Consider the following 18,495-nt stretch of genomic DNA (forward strand, 5'->3'; position numbering starts at 1 on the left):
ACGATAGGTGGGCACGCTATACGCTAAAGCACGGATAAAACGCCGCAGATTTATTGAATGTTTTCGGGTACGTGACGTTCTCCAGCACTCGACAGCCTGATGGCGTGCAGTTATGGTATACAAGATGCCACTGCAGAATGATCGGTTCTATACGGATGTAATACAAGCACAGCAAAGAAGAGGTTATTCGATTTTTTGGCGACTTCCGGCCACCGCCTGCATCAGGACAGGCAAGGAAAGCGTAGACGTGCGAAAAGCGCGCAAGACATAAAAGGCGACGCTCAGAAGCGAAATGATGACGCGCACGGGCGAAGCAAATTGTGAACTGGTCGATAGCGTTCAACGGGACGCAATTGGAGAAACTCAGGATTCTGTCAAAAGGGTCCGGGATATGCTGAGGAAGCAACAAAAAGGCCGCAAAGACCATGAATCAGATTAAAGTCGGGAAAAAGATCCATCCCGGTTCGGGCCGACGGAAAGCCCCAGCATTGCCGAAAGGACGGTTCCTTGATGGCGATGACCGGGACCGCGTTCGCGAAATCCTCGGCGACCTTCCGCGCCAGCGTGACCTGCTGATCGAACATCTGCATCTGATACAGGACAGCGAGGGATGTTTGCCGGCCGGTTTGCTGCACGGTCTGGCCGCAGAAATGCGTATTCCCATGTCAGAGGTCTATGAAGTCGCGTCCTTCTATGCGCATTTCGACATCGTCCGAGACGGTGAAGAACGCCCTGCTCCGGTGACCATCCGGGTTTGTGAATCCTTGAGCTGCGCCCTTTCGGGCGCCGAGCGGTTAATTTCCGAACTCGAAACCAACGCCGATGCCGACATCCGCGTGCTGCGCGCGCCCTGCATGGGCCGCTGCGATTTGGCACCGGCTGCCGAAGTCGGGCACCGGCATGTCGACAACTGCACATCCGAAAAAGTGCTCGAAGTCGCCGGAAGCGGTCATCTGCATCCGCACATCCCGGAGTACAAAGCCTTCGACGCTTATCGTCAGGCTGGCGGCTATGCCGTGCTGGAGGCCTGCACCTCTGGCAAGCGCGCTGTCGATGACGTGATCGGGACTCTTTCGGACGGCGGCCTGCGGGGGCTGGGCGGTGCCGGTTTCCCGACTGGCCGGAAATGGAGTTTCGTCAGGGCCGAGGCGGGCCCGCGCCTTATGGCCGTCAATGGTGACGAAGGCGAGCCCGGGACCTTCAAGGACAGGATATTTCTTGAAAGCAACCCGCATCAGTTCCTCGAAGGAATGCTGATCGGCGCCTGGGTCGTCGAGGCCGAAGAGGTTTTTATATACCTGCGCGACGAATATCCGGCTGCCCGTGAAATTCTACTGAAGGAAATCGCCGCCGTGGAAGCGGCCGGTCTCTCCAAACACACCAAGATCACTCTGCGCCGAGGCGCAGGCGCCTATATCTGCGGTGAAGAGTCCGCGATGATCGAGTCTATCGAAGGCAAGCGCGGCCTGCCACGTCACCGCCCGCCTTATGTTTCGGTCAACGGCATTTTCGGCAGACCGACGCTGGTAAACAATATCGAGACGCTCTACTGGGTGCCCGAGATACTGAAGAACGGTGCCAAATGGTTCGCCGACCAAGGCAAGAACGATTGCAAGGGTCTGCGCAGCTATTCCGTCTCGGGCCGGGTGAAGAACCCCGGCGTTAAATTGGTTCCGGCCGGGACTACGGCCCGCGAGCTGATCGAGGAGCATTCCGGCGGGATGGCCGACGGACACAGCTTCAAGGGCTTCCTGCCCGGCGGCCCGTCCGGCGGAATCCTGCCGAAGGAAATGGCCGACATCCCACTCGACTTCGGCCAGCTGGAGAAACACGGCTCCTTCGTCGGATCCCATGCGGTTGTCATCTTGTCGGACAAGGACGACATGAAGGACGTAGCCCTCAACCTTCTGAAATTCTTCGAGGATGAAAGCTGCGGCCAGTGCACGCCCTGCCGCAACGGGACCGAGAAAGCTGTTCAACTGATGCAGCAGCCGCGCTGGGATACGAATCTTCTCGAAGACCTCAGTGCAGTCATGGCCGATGCCTCCATATGCGGGCTCGGTCAGGCGGCACCTAACCCGATCCGATCTGTTATTAAATATTTCCCGGGAGACCTGAAATGAGCAGCAACATCTCTTTCGAGTTGAACGGCGAAACCGTAGAAGCATTGTCCGGTGAAACCATCTGGCAGGTGGCAGACCGTCTCGGCACCGAGATCCCGCATCTTTGTTGGCAGCCGGAGAAAGACTACCGGGCCGACGGCAACTGCCGCGCCTGCATGGTCGAGGTCGAGGGAGAACGCACCCTCACCGCCTCCTGCGTCCGTACTCCGACGCCGGGCATGAAGGTGCAGACAGCCAGCGAACGAGCGAAAAAGTCCCGAGATATGGTTTTCGAACTGCTGATCGCCGATCAGCCTGAACGCGAAACCAGTCACGATCCGGATTCAAAGTTCTGGAACTGGGTCGACCAGATGGAAATTGGGGATGCCAGCAGATTCCCGGCAGCCGACCGTCCTAAAGCCGATGTGACCCACTCCGCCATCTCGGTCAATCTGGACGCCTGCATCAATTGCAATCTCTGCGTCCGGGCCTGCCGGGAAGTTCAGGTGAATGACGTGATCGGCATGGCCTATCGCGGTCATGGATCAAAAGTCGTATTCGATTTCGACGAAGCCATGGGCTTATCCACCTGTGTTGCCTGCGGCGAATGCGTTCAGGCCTGCCCGACCGGTGCGCTGATGGAAGCCAACCTGCTGAACGATCAGGGCAAGCGCACCGAATACGCCGATCGCGTCGTCGACACCCTCTGCCCCTATTGCGGGGTCGGCTGCCAGACCCGTGTGCACGTGAAGGATGACAAGATCCTGCATATCGACGGACGGGACGGCCCGGCCAATAACAACCGACTCTGCGTCAAGGGCCGCTTCGGCTTTGATTACATCCACCACCCCGACCGGCTGACCGTGCCGCTGATCCGGCGCGACGATGCGCCGAAAGCTGGCGACATGCAGATCGATCGCGGCGATGTCTCCAAGTATTTCCGCGAGGCAACCTGGGAAGAAGCGCTTGAGCGCGCAGCGTCCGGCCTTAAAAAGGTGCTTGATCGGGATGGTGGCGACGCACTTGCCGGTTTCGGGTCGGCGAAATGCTCCAACGAGGAAGCCTACGTCTTCCAAAAACTGATCCGGCAGGGCTTCGGAACCAACAATGTCGATCACTGCACCCGGCTCTGCCACGCCTCCTCGGTCGCAGCCCTTATGGAAGGGCTCAATTCCGGCGCCGTGACTGCTCCCTTCACCGCCGCTGAGGACAGCGACTGCATTATCGTGATCGGGGCCCGGCCGGCGGAAAACCATCCGGTCGCAGCGACCTTCCTGAAAGCTGCGGCCAAGAATGGCAAAGAGCTGATCATCATGGACCCGCGCGGCCAGAATAACGGCCTCGCACGTCATGCGACAAAAGTCCTGCAATTCAAACCCGGCTCTGACGTCGCCCTGCTGAACGGTATGCTGCACACGATCGTCGAGGAAAACCTCTACGACGTTCAGTATGTCGCGGCGAATACCGAGGGCTTCGAAGCGCTGAAATCCAGCATCAAGGATTTCGCGCCGGAGAAAATGGAAGAGATTTGCGGCATTCCCGCCGAAACCATCCGTTCCGTCGCCCGGCTTTATGCCACTTCGACGGCTTCACTGATCTTCTGGGGCATGGGCGTCTCCCAGCATATCCACGGCACGGACAATGCCCGCTGCCTAATCGCTCTGGCCCTGACCACCGGCCAGATCGGCCGGAAAGGCGCTGGCCTGCATCCGCTGCGCGGCCAGAACAATGTTCAGGGCGCGTCCGACGCCGGTATGATCCCGATGGTCTTCCCAGACTACAAGTCGGTCGAGGATCCCGGCATCCGCTCTGCTTATGAAGAGTTCTGGAAAACGGACCTGCCGCCGGTCAAGGGGCTCACCGTGGTAGAAATCATCGACGCGATCCTGCGTGATGAAATCAAGTCTATGTATATTCTCGGCGAAAATCCGGCCATGTCCGACCCGGACCAGAACCATGCCCGGGCGGCCCTGGCCCGGCTTGAGCATCTGGTCGTTCAGGACATCTTCCTGACAGAGACCGCCTGGCATGCCGACGTGGTGCTGCCCGCCTCCGCCCATGCGGAGAAATGGGGCACCTTCACCAACACCAACCGCCAGGTTCAAATCGCCCGCCCCGTGGTTCCAGCTCCGGGACAGGCCCGGCAGGACTGGGAGCTGGTGCAGGAATTGGCACAGCGTATCGGGCTCGACTGGGACTACAAGCACCCCTCCGACATCTTCACCGAGATGACGGAGGTCATGCCCTCCCTGAAGAACATCACCTGGGAGCGGCTGGAGCGCGAAGAAGCGGTCACCTATCCTTGCGATGCGCCGGACAAGCCCGGTAACGACATCATCTTCGGCGACCGGTTCCCCACGGAGTCCGGCCGCGCGAAAATTGTTCCGGCCCAAGTCACCGCACCTGCCGAGTTGCCGGACACGGATTACCCGATGATCCTCACGACAGGACGTCTGTTGGAGCACTGGCATACAGGCAGCATGACCCGGCGCTCCTCCACGCTTGATGCGCTGGAACCCGAAGCCATTGCCGGCCTCAACCGCTGGGACATGAAGCGGATGGAGGTCCAGGCTGGCGATTACGTCCGGGTCACGACCCGGCGCGGAACGGTCGCACTGAAAGCCCGTCAGGATGTGGATGTACCAGAAGGCATGATCTTCATCCCGTTCTGCTTTGCGGAGGCCGCCGCCAACCTGCTGACCAATCCGCAACTCGATCCGATGGGCAAGATTCCGGAGTTCAAATTCTGCGCTGCCAAGATCGAGGCAGTGCAGGAAAGTGTGGAAGCCGCGGAATAAGCGGCCATGGGAGGAATGAATGGCAATCAAGGATCTGGCCGTTGCCTATAACGGCACGGCCAACAGTCATGCTGCGCTCCGCTTGGCGGCGCGCATGGCTGCCAAATATGGTGCATCCATCACCGGTCTGCATGTGAACCCGCCGCTTAATCTTGATAACCAGACCCGCCAGTGGATACCGGACAGCATTCTGGAAACCCTGCAAAAGGCGGAACAGGACAATGTATCCGGCATCAAGGCACAGTTCCTGGAAGAACTTACGGCACTGGGCCACACCAGCAATGGCGACTGGATCGCTGAACAGGGAGAGCCGAACAGGGTTTTGGCGAAAGGTGCGCGCTATTTCGACATCCTGCTGGTCGGTCAATTCACTGCGTCAAACGGGGTGAAAGCGGAAATTCGGCCCGAGGATATCGTGCTGCTTTCCGGCAAACCCGTAATTGTCGTGCCCAAGCATTATGAGGACCGCCCCTTCAACGAATTTGCCGTCGTCGCTTGGGATGGAAGCCGTCCGGCCGCCCGCGCCCTCACGGACGCGATGCAGATCCTGGAGACCAAAAGCCGGATCGATATCGTCACCGTTGTCCCGAAAGACACACCGCCCGACTGCGGGCATGACATTCTCCGCCATCTCCGACGGCATGGAATCGACGCCCGACAAGTTGTCCTCCCAGACAAGGGCGGCATCGCAAATACGATCCTGACGCACTGCAACAGCACGAATCCGGACATTCTCGTTATGGGCGCCTATAGCAGGACACGCATCCGCGAGGATATTTTCGGGGGAACCACGCGCGACGTTCTGGAAAACCTGAACGTTCCAGTCCTGATGGCGCACTGATTCACAAAATCAGCGTTACGGAAGAGTCAATTTCCGCCACGAACTGTGACTCTTTCCTTTCAACGACGCATTTCTTTGAGTAAACACCATCCGACCCCGTTGGACCTTTTCGCAGGTGCAACAACCGAACGATGCCAATCGTCCCGGACGAGAGTTTTCCGGACACCAGGCACCGGAACAATGACTCGGAGTGCGGCTCTTGGCTAAGTGGGTGTATAATTTCGGAGCGGGCAAGGCCGACGGTTCGGCCAAGTTGCGGGAGCTTCTGGGTGGCAAGGGCGCCAACCTGGCTGAGATGGCCAATCTCGGGCTGCCTGTTCCCCCGGGCTTTACGATCTCGACCGAGGTCTGCACGCATTATTATGCCAACGGCCGTACCTACCCGAGCGATCTCGCCGATCAGGTCGAAGCCGGCCTGAAGGCGGTTGAGACAGCTCTTGGACGCGGCTTCGGCTCGACGGAGAAGCCGCTTCTGGTTTCTGTCCGCTCCGGCGCCCGCGCATCCATGCCGGGGATGATGGATACTGTCCTTAATCTCGGCCTTAACGACGTCACCGTCGCGGCGCTCGCACGCGAGACCAATGACGAGCGTTTCGCCTATGACAGTTTCCGGCGCTTCATCCAGATGTACAGCGACGTCGTGCTGGAGGTGGAGCATTACAATTTCGAGGAAATCCTCGAAGAATACAAAGAGCTCAAGGACTACAGTCTCGACACGGAAATGTCGGCTACCGACTGGAAGGCCATCGTCGCCGAATACAAGGCGCGGGTGAAAGAGGTTCTGGGAAAGGACTTCCCGGAAGACCCGAAGGAACAACTCTGGGGCGCTATCAGCGCCGTGTTCGGCTCTTGGATGAACCAGCGCGCAAACACCTACCGGCGCCTGCATGACATTCCCGAATCCTGGGGCACCGCCGTTTCCGTGCAGAGCATGGTATTCGGCAATATGGGCGATGATTGCTCGACCGGTGTCTGCTTCTCCCGCAACCCTTCGACCGGTGACAATCGCTTCTATGGAGAGTTCCTGGTCAACGCCCAGGGCGAAGATGTGGTTGCGGGGATTCGGACTCCGCAGCCGCTGACCATCGCCGAGCGCGAGGAAGGCGGCGGAAGTCTCGCCTCCATGGAAGAGGCCCAGCCGGACGTCTTCAAGGAACTCGTTGCCATCCGCGACAAACTTGAAGCTCATTATTGCGACATGCAGGACATGGAGTTCACGGTTCAGCAAAACCGGCTCTGGATCCTGCAGACCCGGAATGGCAAGCGCACGGCGGCCGCCGCTCTAAAAATCGCCTGCGATCTGGTGCGCGAAGGCCTCATCGAAAAGCGCGAGGCCGTGCAGCGTATCGATCCGGCGCAGCTCGACCAGATGCTGCACCCGACCCTCGATCCTGATGCTACACGCGATGTTGTTGGCCGCGGCCTCCCAGCCTCTCCCGGCGCCGCAAATGGACAGATCGTGTTCACCGCCGAAGAGGCGGAAGAATGGGTGAAGGCCGGCAAAAAGGTTGTCCTTGTCCGTAACGAGACCAGCCCCGAGGATATCGGAGGCATGCATGTGGCCGAGGGCATCCTTACCACACGCGGTGGCATGACATCCCACGCGGCCGTTGTGGCTCGCGGCATGGGCACCCCATGCGTCTCCGGTGCTGGTGAAATCAAGGTCGATGGCAAGAACAAGGTGATGCTGGCTGGCGGACGTGAATTCGCCGAAGGTGATGTTATCACCTTGGACGGCACCACCGGCGAGGTGATGAAGGGCGAAGTCGCCACCATCAAACCAGAGCTTACCGGCGATTTTGGTGAGCTGATGGGCTGGGTGGATGAGTTCCGTACCCTTGGTGTCCGGGCAAATGCGGAAACCCCGCTGGATGCCCAGACCGCCGTCGATTTCGGCGCCGAAGGCATCGGCTTGTCACGCACAGAGCACATGTTCTTCGATCCCGAGCGGATCGTTCACATGCGCGAAATGATTCTGGCCCGTGATCCTGAAGCCCGCCGCGCGGCCATTACCAAGCTGCTGCCGTATCAGCGCGATGATTTCACAGCCCTGTTCCGCATCATGAACGGCCTCCCGGCGACCATTCGCCTGCTTGACCCGCCGCTGAACGAATTCCTGCCGCATACGGACGAGGAAATGCAGGCAGTTGCCGACGCCGCCGGCGTCTCGCTCCGCGCCCTGCAGATCAGAAAAGCGGAACTGGATGAAGCCAACCCGATGCTGGGCCATCGCGGCTGCCGTCTTGGTGTGACCTATCCGGAACTCTGTGAAATGCAGGCCCGGGCGATCTTCGAAGCCGTCGTCGCAGTAAAGAAGGACGGCATCAAGGCCATTCCGGAAGTGATGATCCCGCTGGTCGGCACCAAGGCCGAAATGGACGATCAGGCTGTAATCGTCCGCCGCATCGCCGACGCGGTGAAAGTGGAAACCGGCGAAGACTTTGAATATATGGTCGGCACCATGATCGAGCTGCCGCGCGCCTGCATGGTCGCGGACGAAATTGCGGAGACGGCTGAATTCTTCAGCTTCGGCACCAATGACCTGACGCAGACCACCTTCGGCTTCTCCCGGGATGATGCAGGGTCCTTCATCGACGAATATCTGCAGCGCGGCCTGCTGCCTGCCGATCCGTTCATCACCATTGACCGGGATGGCGTCGGCGCCCTCGTACGCATGGGTGCCGAAAAAGGCAAAAAGACCCGCCCGGACCTGAAGATGGGGATCTGCGGTGAGCATGGTGGCGACCCGGCGTCGGTCCGCTTCTGCCACGAAGTCGGCCTAACATACGTCTCCTGCTCACCCTACCGGGTCCCGATCGCCCGCCTGGCGGCGGCGCAGGCGGCGATCGATGACTCTGACGACAAGCGCAAACAGGACGCTTGATCGATACAATAAGACGACTGAGAGTATTCTGTTAAACAAGCTTAACGCCGCCCCGAGGGGCGGCGTTTTTTCTTAGAAAAACTCTATCTAGTCGAACACTGTCGTTCGACACCATCCACCATGACTTTATATCCGAACACGTGGAAAGTATGGCTGAGGTACCCGTTAGCCGTATATTGAGCCACTGTGATGTGGTTGTCGCTTTTTCCCCGAACGCAGGGCGTCCCACCAGGATGCATTCCCTTGGTGATTTCACAGCGACCATCGGCATATGCATTCCTGAGCGCTTCATGGACAGCGTTTCCCGGCCACGCTTTCTCCTTATTTGAAACGGTTTGCCCACTTTTGACTGTACAGGCAGCCTTCGCCTCTGCCGTAACGACGAAACACGCGATGAGAGCTAGAGCGAACGCCCCAGCGTACCTTTTCAATTCGAGCATCATGTTTTCCAATCTTCGTGTGATAAGATAACAATTATTTGGATTAAGGTTATCAATAATATCTATTATTGATTGTATTTGAGTATCAAATTACTCACCTGCAAGCAAGCGAAAGCCCCTAACGAATGGTCTTTCTGGTTTCTGCGACTGTGGAAAGATGTAGTTAAGTGCTGAACGCGCAGTCAAAGCTGTCGGCACGTCCAAGCTGCAAATACGACGCCGATAGAGTTAGAACGAAGCCAAAAACAGTCATCCGTCTCTTACGACCGTCCGTCTCGAAAAACATGATTTTCCTGAGGGCGCCTTAGGCCCCTCGAAGCATCTCGTATACTGGATCCTGTTCGTGACAGAGCCACGCCAGGCAATCTCTGGAGCACTATCTGCACTCGGCAATGACCAACCGGCCGGCCGTAAGATCACATCTTCGGTTGATCATCGCGTTCGTCAGCCGCATCCTGACTTCGGTCGTGTTCTGCGGCTCGCAATGGATGCAGGTGTCCCGCCTGCGTCTCTTCATTGGAGGGAAATCGATGGGTGTCGCCGTCTATTCACACGGCCGTCCGACTGTGCGCGCGGTTGGTGGAATGGTTTCTTCCGCTCATCCGCTGGCCTCGGCGGCTGGAGCGAAGATGCTGGAGGCTGGTGGCAACGCGTTTGATGCCATCGTAGCGACCGCTGCGGTTCTCAATGTGGCCGAGCCCTTCATGTCAGGCCTTGCCGGGCTCGGATGCGCAACAGTGTTCAGGGCCGAAGACCGGAAAGTTCGCGTTCTCGATTTCCACCCGCCGGTGCCGGCAGCGTTCGATGCTAGCAAACTGGACAGTCTTGACATTCGGGACGGCGCGAACGCGAGTGGAACGCCGGGCAATCTCGCCGGCTGGTGCACGCTTGCCTCCGAGCTCGGCACACTTCCCTTGAGCACCCTCCTCACGCCAGCGATCAAGCATGCGTGGCAAGGTATCCCTGTCTCGCCATTCTTTGTCGAAATGGTGCGGGTCAGCCGTCCAAGAAACATGCAGCCGGAATGGCTCTCGACCTATATCGACCCGACCGACAACGCCACTCTCAATGCCGTCCTGAAGCAGCCCGATCTGGCGGAGACCCTTGAAGAGATTGCCTCAGAGGGGCCTTCCTATCTCTATGGCGGCCCACTCGGGCGAAAGATGGCCGCACATCTGCATTCGCTCGGTGGCTGCATGACAGAGGACGACCTCGCCGCTGTCGCACCAGTTTGGGAAGAGCCGGTAGTCACGACCTATCGCGGGCTCGACATTCACGTGCCGCCGCCACCGGCCGAATCCTTTCAATTCCTGCTGACCATGAAACTGCTCGACGGTATCGATATTGGTGCCATGGGCCATCTTTCAGCAGATCACCTGGACATGGTTTTCCGCGCCGTCCGTCTGGCGGCGGAAGTCCGCATCCGTAACAACAAATGTAGCCCGGCACGGGTCGCCGAACTCCTCAGCGAAAGCTATATCGAGCCGCTACGCGCACGGCTGCTCGCCCCGGCACCGATTACCGGACGCACTGAGCAGTTCGGTGACGGCCCTCTGCCCGGGAGCGTGGAGCTGCGCGAGCATACGACATCCTTCTCTGCCATTGATCGCGACGGCAATGCTGTTTGCCTGACCCAAAGCCTCGGCTCCATGTTCGGCTCAGGTGTCGTTATTCCGGGAACAGGCGTGACCATGAACAACTTCATGAACTGGGGCGACCTTCACCCGGACTCCCCGAACCGCCTTATCGGCGGGGAACGTTTCGGGATGTGCCTCGCCCCCTCAATCTCACTCAAAGACGGCGAGGCAGTGCTCGCGCTCGGCACGCCCGGAAGCTACGGTATTCTGCAAACTCAGGCGCAGGCCATGGTCCATCACCTCGATTTTGGCCTCGATCTTCAGGCCGCCATCGACGCTCCCCGCGCCCGTCTTTGGGACGGCGCCAAGGTCAATATCGAAGCGCGCGTGGAAGAGCCGGTGATCGAGGAGTTGAAAAGGCGCGGCCATCAGGTTGGTTCGCTAAAACCGTTCTCAATGGAGTGTGGCGGTATGCACGCGATACGCCGCGATCCGAAGAGTGGCGCCCTCTCCGGTGCTGCGGATTCGCGCCGGGACGGGGCAGCCATCGCACTCTAAGGATCTAATTCACCGAGACTTCTAGATACCGCAACAGCGGTCTGCGCTACCTGAGGCTATCTGCGACAGATCCAATTCCCATTGCTGGAGAATCATCAGGCCGCTTTCAGCATCTCATAATGCGGGATGCCGTCCTCGTCATAGGGACCGCGGATAATCTCGTAGCCTACGCTCAGATAAAAGTCCTTGAGGTATGACTGCGCATTCAGCCTGACGGGACCGCGACCGTACAGCTCCAGTGCACGAGCATGACCCTCTTCCATAAGCTTCCGGGCAAGCCCCCTACCGCGAGCTTCAGGCGTTACCAGAACACGTCCCAGGGCCGGCTCGTCGTAATAGTCACCCGGGCCGAGAATCCGCAGATAGGCGAGGAATGTTCCGTCCTGGGCGCGCCCGATCAAATGAAAGGCCAGGTGATCTTTGCCGTCGATATCCGGATAGAAGCATTTCTGCTCGAGGACGAAAACATCCTGACGCTGCCTCAAAATATCATAGAGATCAGCGCAAGAGAGGCTTTCAAAGCCCTCGAATGTCCAATCGACCATGATTAGCCCCTTTGTCGGTGAATCAAGAACGTCCCGCCTGTTCCCATAGCGCCGGATAGCGTCTTCGGACAAGAGTGGAAACCGGGACGATTGCAATACCGCGGGAGACTGCATCCGGAATCCAGTCCCGGAGCACCGTGATCGTCGCATCGTGCGGATGCCCGATGGCAATGGCCGCACCTGTCCGACGGGCAATCTTCTCTGCCTGCTCCAGACGATACCGGACCTCCTCGGGTGTGTCTTCATTATCGAGAAAGACATCGCGGGTCAGCACCGGCACCCCGGCCGCGCGCGCCGTACTGACCCCGGCGCTGTCCGGTGCGGTCACCGAATCGAGAAAAAACAGCCCCCGACGACCAAGTGCAGCCATTACGACCTGCATGCCGGTCATGTCAGTGGTGAAACGACTACCCATGTGATTATTGACGCCGACGTAGCCGCTGAAGCGGGAGAGGCCCCATTCGAGTTTTTCGGCGAGCTCCACCGGATTGTCTCTGACCCGGAGCGCTTTTGGGCCGGGATCGGCATCCGCGCTCTTCGGCTGCATCGGCACGTGCACCATCAATTCGTGCCCACGGGCTCGCGCCGCCGCGGTTTGTCTTTCCAGATCATGCGCGTAGGTCAAATAAGACAGCGTCAAAGGCGCAGGAAGTGCAACCACGGCGTCTGAACGCCGACGGTCAATCCCGATATCGTCGATCACCAGAGCGATCATCGGCTTACCGGCCTCTGCCTTGTAGGCAATTGCATTCCGTATCCAGGCGGGTTTCTTAACAGGGGTCGGGTCCGCTAAGGGAGGAATGATCACGGGCACAGGGCTCGCGGCTTTTTCCGGCGCAGGTTCAGCGACTTTGGCTATCAGCCGATCAAGTGCAACCTGATCGAGCGGCTTGGGTCCGACGGGTTCGGGGATCGGAAATTCCGGTGTCTTCCGCGCCAATGCAGCACCCTGCTCCTCATCAACTGCTACATCAATGGCTACCCCTTTGGTGGCTTGCTCAGCCCCGAACTGCATGCCGGCCCAAAGACCGACACCGAAGACAGCCAACACGAAGGCCCCGCCGCCAACCGTGAGAACCAATCTGTTGATACCGTTTTTGTCTTTGCGTTTCCGCGCCATAAACCGGTCCCAAAAGGGTTTGCCAAGCCACGCGTGCCGGGGCAGTCTCTATTCGCTCGCGCGGAGGCTTGCTATAAACACTAGAAGAGCCTCCGATCTTACTTCAACACATTTCGATAAAACTCTGAAAATGTTCATACTTATCGACAACTACGATAGCTTTACCTACAATCTTTGGCACTTCCTGGGGTCATTGGGCGTGGAAGTTGTTGTACACCGCAACGATCAGATCAGCACCGATGAGGTGATGGCACAGAACCCGCAGGGCATTGTGCTATCGCCGGGTCCGCGCGATCCGGACAGCGCAGGCATCTGTCTTGAACTTATCGAGCGCGCCGCCGGAACAGTTCCCGTGTTCGGTGTTTGCCTCGGGCTGCAATCTATCGGACAGGCCTTCGGCGGCAACATCACCCGTGGACCGGTTCCGATGCATGGCAAAATCAGTCCGGTGACGCATACGAATAAAGGTGTTTTCGAGGGACTGCCAAGCCCGTTCAATGCAACACGCTATCACTCGCTTGTCGTCGACCGGGAGACTCTGCCGGATTGTCTCGAAATCACCGCCGAGACGGAAGACGGCATGATCATGGGGCTGCAGCATCGAGACTTGCCGATCCACGGCGCCCAGTTTCATCCCGAAAGCATCGCCTCGGAGCACGGACACAAACTCCTGCAGAACTTCCTGCGGATTTCCGGTGTGAATGCCGAGCCACTGAAACCGCTTGAGCAGCTTGAATCAGAATTGCGGAAAACCGGAGCATGAGTGGCGACATCCAGGACATGAAGTCGCTGATCGCGCACGTGGCGACCGGAGCCCCGATGTCGGAAGAGCAGGCCGAGACCGCCTTCGATATCATCATGTCGGGCAACGCCACCCCTGCGCAGATGGGCGGTTTTCTAATGGCGCTCCGGGTCCGCGGCGAAACCGTCGAGGAAATCACCGGCGCCGCCAAGGCCATGCGGGCGAAAGCACTCCGCGTCAGTGCGCCTGCCAATGCCATGGACAATGTAGGCACCGGCGGAGATGGGGCGAAAACCTACAACATCTCCTCCGCCAGCGCCTTCGTGCTGGCCGGTACGGGACAACCTGTGGCCAAACATGGAAATCGCGCCCTCTCCTCTCGGACTGGAGCAGCCGACGTTTTGAGCGCGCTCGGCATCAATAACGAGTGCGACATGAGCCTGGTGCAGAAGGCCATCGATGAGACCGGTATCTGCTTTCTGATGGCGCCGCGTCATCATTCCTCCATGCGCCATGTCGGCGGCACCCGGGTCGAGCTCGGCACCCGGACCATCTTCAACCTGCTTGGCCCGCTTTCAAATCCCGCCTTCGTAAAGCGTCAACTCGTGGGCGTCTTTGCGCGCGAATGGGTTGAGCCAGTGGCGCAGGTGCTGGGCAAACTCGGCTCCGAACGGGCTTGGGTGGTGCATGGCTCAGATGGTCTGGATGAAATTACCACGACCGGTCCGACCTACGTCTCCGCACTGGAAGACGGCAAGGTCCGTTCCTTTGAGATTTCACCGGAGGATGCGGGCCTGCCGCTGGCAAGACCGGAAGATCTTAAAGGCGGGGCTCCGGAAGAGAACGCGAACGCTCTTCGCGCACTGCTGGAAGGCCAGACGGGCCCCTATCGCGACGTGGTGCTGTTCAATACTGCCGCCGCTCTGATGGTCTCGGAAAGAGTATCCAACCTGAAAGACGGTGCCGCTCTAGCGGCGGAGACGATCGACAACGGCAAGGCGCTGGCGAAACTCGACGCGCTCATCAAGGTGACCAATTCCCTAAACGAGGCGGCATCCAATGACTGATATCCTCGCCAAGATCTGTGCGGACAAGCGCGATCATATCGCCGCCTGCAAGGTGGCCAGGCCAGAGGCAAAGCTGAAAACCCGTGCTGAAGAAGCTTCAGCGCCGCGGGGATTTGGAGCGGCCTTGGGACGGGCTTCCAGGGTCGGCTACGGCCTGATCGCTGAGGTCAAGAAGGCATCGCCCAGCAAGGGCCTGATCCGCGCCGATTTCGACCCGCCGCGCCTCGCTGAGGCTTATGCGGGCGGCGGTGCGACCTGCCTCTCGGTCCTGACCGATATGCCGTACTTTCAGGGGCATGACGATTATCTTATCGCTGCCCGGAACACTGTGACGCTGCCTGTCCTGCGTAAGGACTTCATGCTCGACCCTTACCAGATCTGGGAATCGCGCGCACTCGGTGCGGATTGCATTTTGTTGATCATGGCTGCCCTCGAAGACGAACAGGCGGCAGACCTTGAAGCTCTGGCGACAGAGCTCGGTATGGATGTGCTGATCGAAGTGCATGACGGGACGGAACTGGACCGGGCATTGAAGCTGAAATCGCCCCTTATCGGTATCAACAACCGCAATCTCAAGACCATGGTGACAGATATCGCGACGACCGAAGAACTGGCCGCAAGGGTTCCGGCGGACCGGCTCCTGATATCAGAGAGCGGTCTCTATGAGCCGGCTGACCTGGCCCGCATGGCTGCTGTCGGCGCCCGGTGCTTCCTCGTCGGTGAAAGCCTGATGCGGCAGGAGGATGTGCGGCGAGCCACCGCAATGCTTCTGAACGATCCTGTGCCGGCCGTCGCCTAAGCACCCGTCTCCTTAAAGGCATACGGAAGAAAAGATGAGCGAACTGACCCATTTCGACGAGCGCGGCAATGCCGCCATGGTCGATGTCGGCGACAAGGAAATCACTGAACGGATCGCTACAGCGGCCAGCACCGTGACAATGGCCCCGGCGACCATGAAACTGATCGTCGATGGCGGCGTAAAGAAAGGCGATGTCCTTTCCGTCGCGCGCCTCGCCGGCATCATGGGGGCAAAGAAGACCCCGGACCTGATTCCGCTCTGCCATCCACTCGCCCTCACTTCCGTCAAGGTCGAGCTGACCTGCGATACCGACAGCAACACAGTCGAGATAGAGGCCACCTGCAAGCTGAAGGGCCGCACCGGTGTCGAGATGGAAGCACTGACCGCTGTCAGTATTGCGGCCCTCACCGTCTATGACATGTGTAAGGCCGTCGACCGGGGCATGAAGCTCAATAATATACGTCTAATTCATAAAGCAGGCGGCAAATCCGGAGACTGGCATGGCGAATGACCTGTTGCCGGTCGAGGAAGCGCTGAGCCGTATCCTCTCCACGATGCCCGTAATGCCTGCCGAGGAAGTCCCGCTGACGGACGCACACGGCCGCACCGCAGCAGTCGATATCGCGGCACGTCGCACACAGCCTCCGGAAGCCGTCTCGGCAATGGACGGTTATGCCGTGCGCGGCGCGGACGTGGCCGAAAAGAGTGCAAAACTGAGACGGATCGGCACCGCGCCCGCCGGCCATGTCTTCGAGGGTACAGTCGGTCCCGGCGAGGCGGTTCGCATTTTTACAGGCGGCGCGGTGCCTGATGGCGCCGACACCATCGTCATTCAGGAAGACGTGAACGCCAGCGCGGAAAAAGATGGAGCCACTCTCGATGTTACCCAAGCGACCATAACTGGCGCCTATGTGCGCCCGGCCGGGCTCGATTTCCGTGAGGGCGATATCCGAATCAAGGCCGGACGGGTATTGACCGCACGGGATATCGGCATGGCCGCCGCCATGAACGTGCCCTGGATCGAGGTACGCCGTAAGCCGCGCGTCGCCATTCTGCCGACAGGCGACGAAATCATCCGGCCGGGAGATCCTACCGGGCCTAACAAGATCGTCAGCTCCAACAGTTATGCACTCGCCGCGCTGGTCCGGGCTTGCGGCGGAGAGCCGACCATCCTGGGCATTGCACCGGATACGATTGATGGCCTGCAGGCCATGGTACGCGGCGCCAAGGGAGCCGACATCCTGATCACAACTGGGGGGGCTTCAGTCGGCGAGCACGATCTTGTCCGTCACGCACTCGGCAGCGACACGTTCGGCCCGGGCGGTCTTGAGCTTGATTTCTGGAAGATCGCCATGCGGCCTGGCAAACCGCTGATCTTCGGCCATATCGGCGAAACCCCGCTGCTTGGCCTGCCAGGCAACCCGGTTTCAACTATCGTCTGCGGCACTGTATTCCTGCGCCCGGCCATCTCCGCAATGCTCGGCCGAACCGAACCGGACAACCGTACTTTGAAGGCGCGCCTTGCCATGCCGCTCAAGGAAAACGACCGGCGCCAGGACTATCTGCGCGCGACCTATCATCTGGATGAAAGTGGCGAGGCGGTGGTCGAGATTTTCGAACGCCAAGACAGCTCCATGCTCGCCCTGCTGGCTGATGCAAACTGTCTGCTGATCCGCCCGCCGCATGGACCGGCTCTTCCCGCCGGTGCCAAAGTCGATGTTCTTCCCCTCGGTATCGGTACTGTTTCAATCTGATCTCCCCGCTCGATCAAAGGCTTGACGCCTGACAAGAACCAAAGTAGAACATTTAAATGTTTATCTTTTGTTCTTAACGGAACCAGTACGGGAGTCTCCGATGCTCACCAAAAAGCAGCACCAACTTTTGCTGTTCATCCAGAAACGGCTGGAAGAGGACGGCGTCTCCCCCTCCTTCGATGAAATGAAGGATGCACTCGAGCTCAAATCCAAATCAGGTATTCACCGGTTGATCACAGCCTTGGAGGAACGCGGTTTCATCCGGCGCCTGCCGCACCGGGCGCGGGCGCTTGAGATTTTGCGCACCCCCGATTCAAGTGCGACGGTATCGGTGGCGGCACAGGCAGCCGAAACACATCCAGCGGCACTGGATCGTCCGGCCAGCCGCGGTTTCACCCCGAATGTCATCCCTGGTAATTTCACCCGCGCCTCGCGAAACGTGGAGGAAACGGCCCCTCCCGTGCCGGAGGAGGCAGCGCATTCAGATGAGGAAATGATCGATCTTCCCATGTTGGGACGGATTGCCGCCGGCACGCCGATCGAAGCCCTGCGCGACAATAGTGCGCGCATTGGCATTCCGGGCTCCTTGATCCGGGCGGGAGATCATTACGCGCTTGAAGTTTCCGGCGATTCCATGGTCGATGCCGGTATTCTCGACGGCGATACAGTGATCATCAAACGCGGAGATACAGCCGATAACGGCAGTATCGTCGTCGCCCTTGTCGATGAGCACGAAGTGACGTTGAAACGCCTGCGCCGACGCGGCCATGCCATTGCGCTGGAACCAGCCAACCCGAATTATGAAACACGTATATTCGGCCCGGATCAGGTCAAGATCCAGGGCAGTCTCGTCGGATTAATGCGGAAATATTAGGCCTGGCGGCTAACCGGCGTTCGAGCCCCAGATCACACCGAGATCGGCAATCTTCACGTCTGCCTTCGGCTTGCTGCGCGCACGCACCGAAAGTACGTGACGACGCTCTTCTTGTGCCTTGTTGATCGCGACGCTCTTGATCTCTCGCCGGTTGGTCAGCGGAATCTGATCGAACACCGAGGTCGCCCACTCCTGGCGTGCATCATTGCCTTCTTCGTCAGAAGCTTTCTTGATTGCGATATAGGCAAGGTTCTTCGTGCCAACAACATCGGATACCGAGTCAGCAAGAATGTTCAGGGCTCGCTTTTTCAAAGTGTCCGACACCAGCTCTTCACCTTTCTTTAAATCGCGGTCCGAGAGACAGGATTAATTAATTTGTATAAAGTTATCTCTT

14 protein-coding genes are annotated in these 18,495 nt (G+C 59.0%); 11 read left to right on the top strand and 3 right to left on the bottom strand.

From position 1 onward, the window contains the following. The first annotated feature begins 425 nt into the window (after positions 1-425). From ABJ076_RS17840 to ABJ076_RS17860, 5 genes are all read left to right on the top strand, one after another. Positions 426-2,123 (top strand): NAD(P)H-dependent oxidoreductase subunit E, encoded by a 1,698-nt coding sequence (locus ABJ076_RS17840; RefSeq protein WP_348190219.1) that lies wholly within the window; start codon positions 426-428, stop codon positions 2,121-2,123. After that, positions 2,120-4,900 (top strand): formate dehydrogenase subunit alpha, encoded by a 2,781-nt coding sequence (gene fdhF / locus ABJ076_RS17845; RefSeq protein WP_348190221.1) that lies wholly within the window; start codon positions 2,120-2,122, stop codon positions 4,898-4,900. Before ABJ076_RS17840 ends, fdhF begins: the two co-directional genes overlap by 4 nt. Positions 4,901-4,919: 19 nt before the next feature. Then, a complete protein-coding gene (locus ABJ076_RS17850; RefSeq protein WP_348190223.1) occupies positions 4,920-5,741 on the top strand; it encodes a universal stress protein in 822 nt (273 codons plus the stop codon). 199 nt (positions 5,742-5,940) lie between these two features. Then, the gene (gene ppdK / locus ABJ076_RS17855) at positions 5,941-8,625 is read left to right on the top strand and encodes a pyruvate, phosphate dikinase (RefSeq protein WP_348198714.1); all 2,685 of its coding nucleotides are present in this window, start codon (positions 5,941-5,943) and stop codon (positions 8,623-8,625) included. Between the two features lie 868 nt (positions 8,626-9,493). Beyond that, positions 9,494-11,200, top strand: coding sequence for a gamma-glutamyltransferase family protein (locus ABJ076_RS17860; RefSeq protein WP_348186074.1), 1,707 nt, complete (start codon positions 9,494-9,496; stop codon positions 11,198-11,200). A 95-nt stretch (positions 11,201-11,295) separates the two neighbouring features. Here ABJ076_RS17860 and ABJ076_RS17865 read toward each other — a convergent pair whose 3' ends face one another. Both ABJ076_RS17865 and ABJ076_RS17870 read right to left on the bottom strand, forming a co-directional pair. Continuing rightward, positions 11,296-11,745 carry a GNAT family N-acetyltransferase gene (locus ABJ076_RS17865; RefSeq protein ID WP_348186072.1) on the bottom strand — a complete coding sequence of 150 codons (450 nt, stop codon included), beginning with the start codon at positions 11,743-11,745 and terminating at the stop codon, positions 11,296-11,298. 22 nt (positions 11,746-11,767) lie between these two features. Further along, complete coding sequence (locus ABJ076_RS17870; protein WP_348186070.1) at positions 11,768-12,865, bottom strand: divergent polysaccharide deacetylase family protein; 1,098 nt, start codon at positions 12,863-12,865, stop codon at positions 11,768-11,770. Between the two features lie 130 nt (positions 12,866-12,995). On the opposite strand from ABJ076_RS17870, the gene ABJ076_RS17875 reads away from it, so the two are divergent. From ABJ076_RS17875 to lexA, 6 genes are all read left to right on the top strand, one after another. Beyond that, a complete protein-coding gene (locus ABJ076_RS17875) occupies positions 12,996-13,628 on the top strand; it encodes an aminodeoxychorismate/anthranilate synthase component II (RefSeq protein ID WP_348186068.1) in 633 nt (210 codons plus the stop codon). Continuing rightward, entirely contained in the window at positions 13,625-14,674 is a 1,050-nt protein-coding gene (trpD, locus tag ABJ076_RS17880; RefSeq protein WP_348186066.1) for an anthranilate phosphoribosyltransferase, read from the top strand. The genes ABJ076_RS17875 and trpD overlap by 4 nt, the downstream gene beginning before the upstream one ends. Continuing rightward, positions 14,667-15,473, top strand: coding sequence for an indole-3-glycerol phosphate synthase TrpC (gene trpC / locus ABJ076_RS17885; protein ID WP_348186064.1), 807 nt, complete (start codon positions 14,667-14,669; stop codon positions 15,471-15,473). Before trpD ends, trpC begins: the two co-directional genes overlap by 8 nt. Before the next feature lie 34 nt (positions 15,474-15,507). Further along, entirely contained in the window at positions 15,508-15,984 is a 477-nt protein-coding gene (gene moaC / locus ABJ076_RS17890; protein WP_348186062.1) for a cyclic pyranopterin monophosphate synthase MoaC, read from the top strand. Beyond that, positions 15,974-17,227: a gephyrin-like molybdotransferase Glp gene (gene glp, locus ABJ076_RS17895; protein ID WP_348186060.1), complete on the top strand. Its 1,254-nt coding sequence runs from the start codon at positions 15,974-15,976 to the stop codon at positions 17,225-17,227. The genes moaC and glp overlap by 11 nt, the downstream gene beginning before the upstream one ends. A 100-nt stretch (positions 17,228-17,327) precedes the next feature. Then, a complete protein-coding gene (gene lexA, locus ABJ076_RS17900; RefSeq protein ID WP_348186058.1) occupies positions 17,328-18,101 on the top strand; it encodes a transcriptional repressor LexA in 774 nt (257 codons plus the stop codon). Between the two features lie 9 nt (positions 18,102-18,110). On the opposite strand, the gene ABJ076_RS17905 is transcribed toward lexA, so the two are convergent. Beyond that, positions 18,111-18,425 carry a hypothetical protein gene (locus ABJ076_RS17905; RefSeq protein ID WP_348186056.1) on the bottom strand — a complete coding sequence of 105 codons (315 nt, stop codon included), beginning with the start codon at positions 18,423-18,425 and terminating at the stop codon, positions 18,111-18,113. Between the last annotated feature and the right edge of the window lie 70 nt (positions 18,426-18,495).

The sequence above is a fragment of the Nisaea sp. genome (genome assembly GCF_039990255.1).
GTDB lineage: Bacteria > Pseudomonadota > Alphaproteobacteria > Thalassobaculales > Thalassobaculaceae > Nisaea.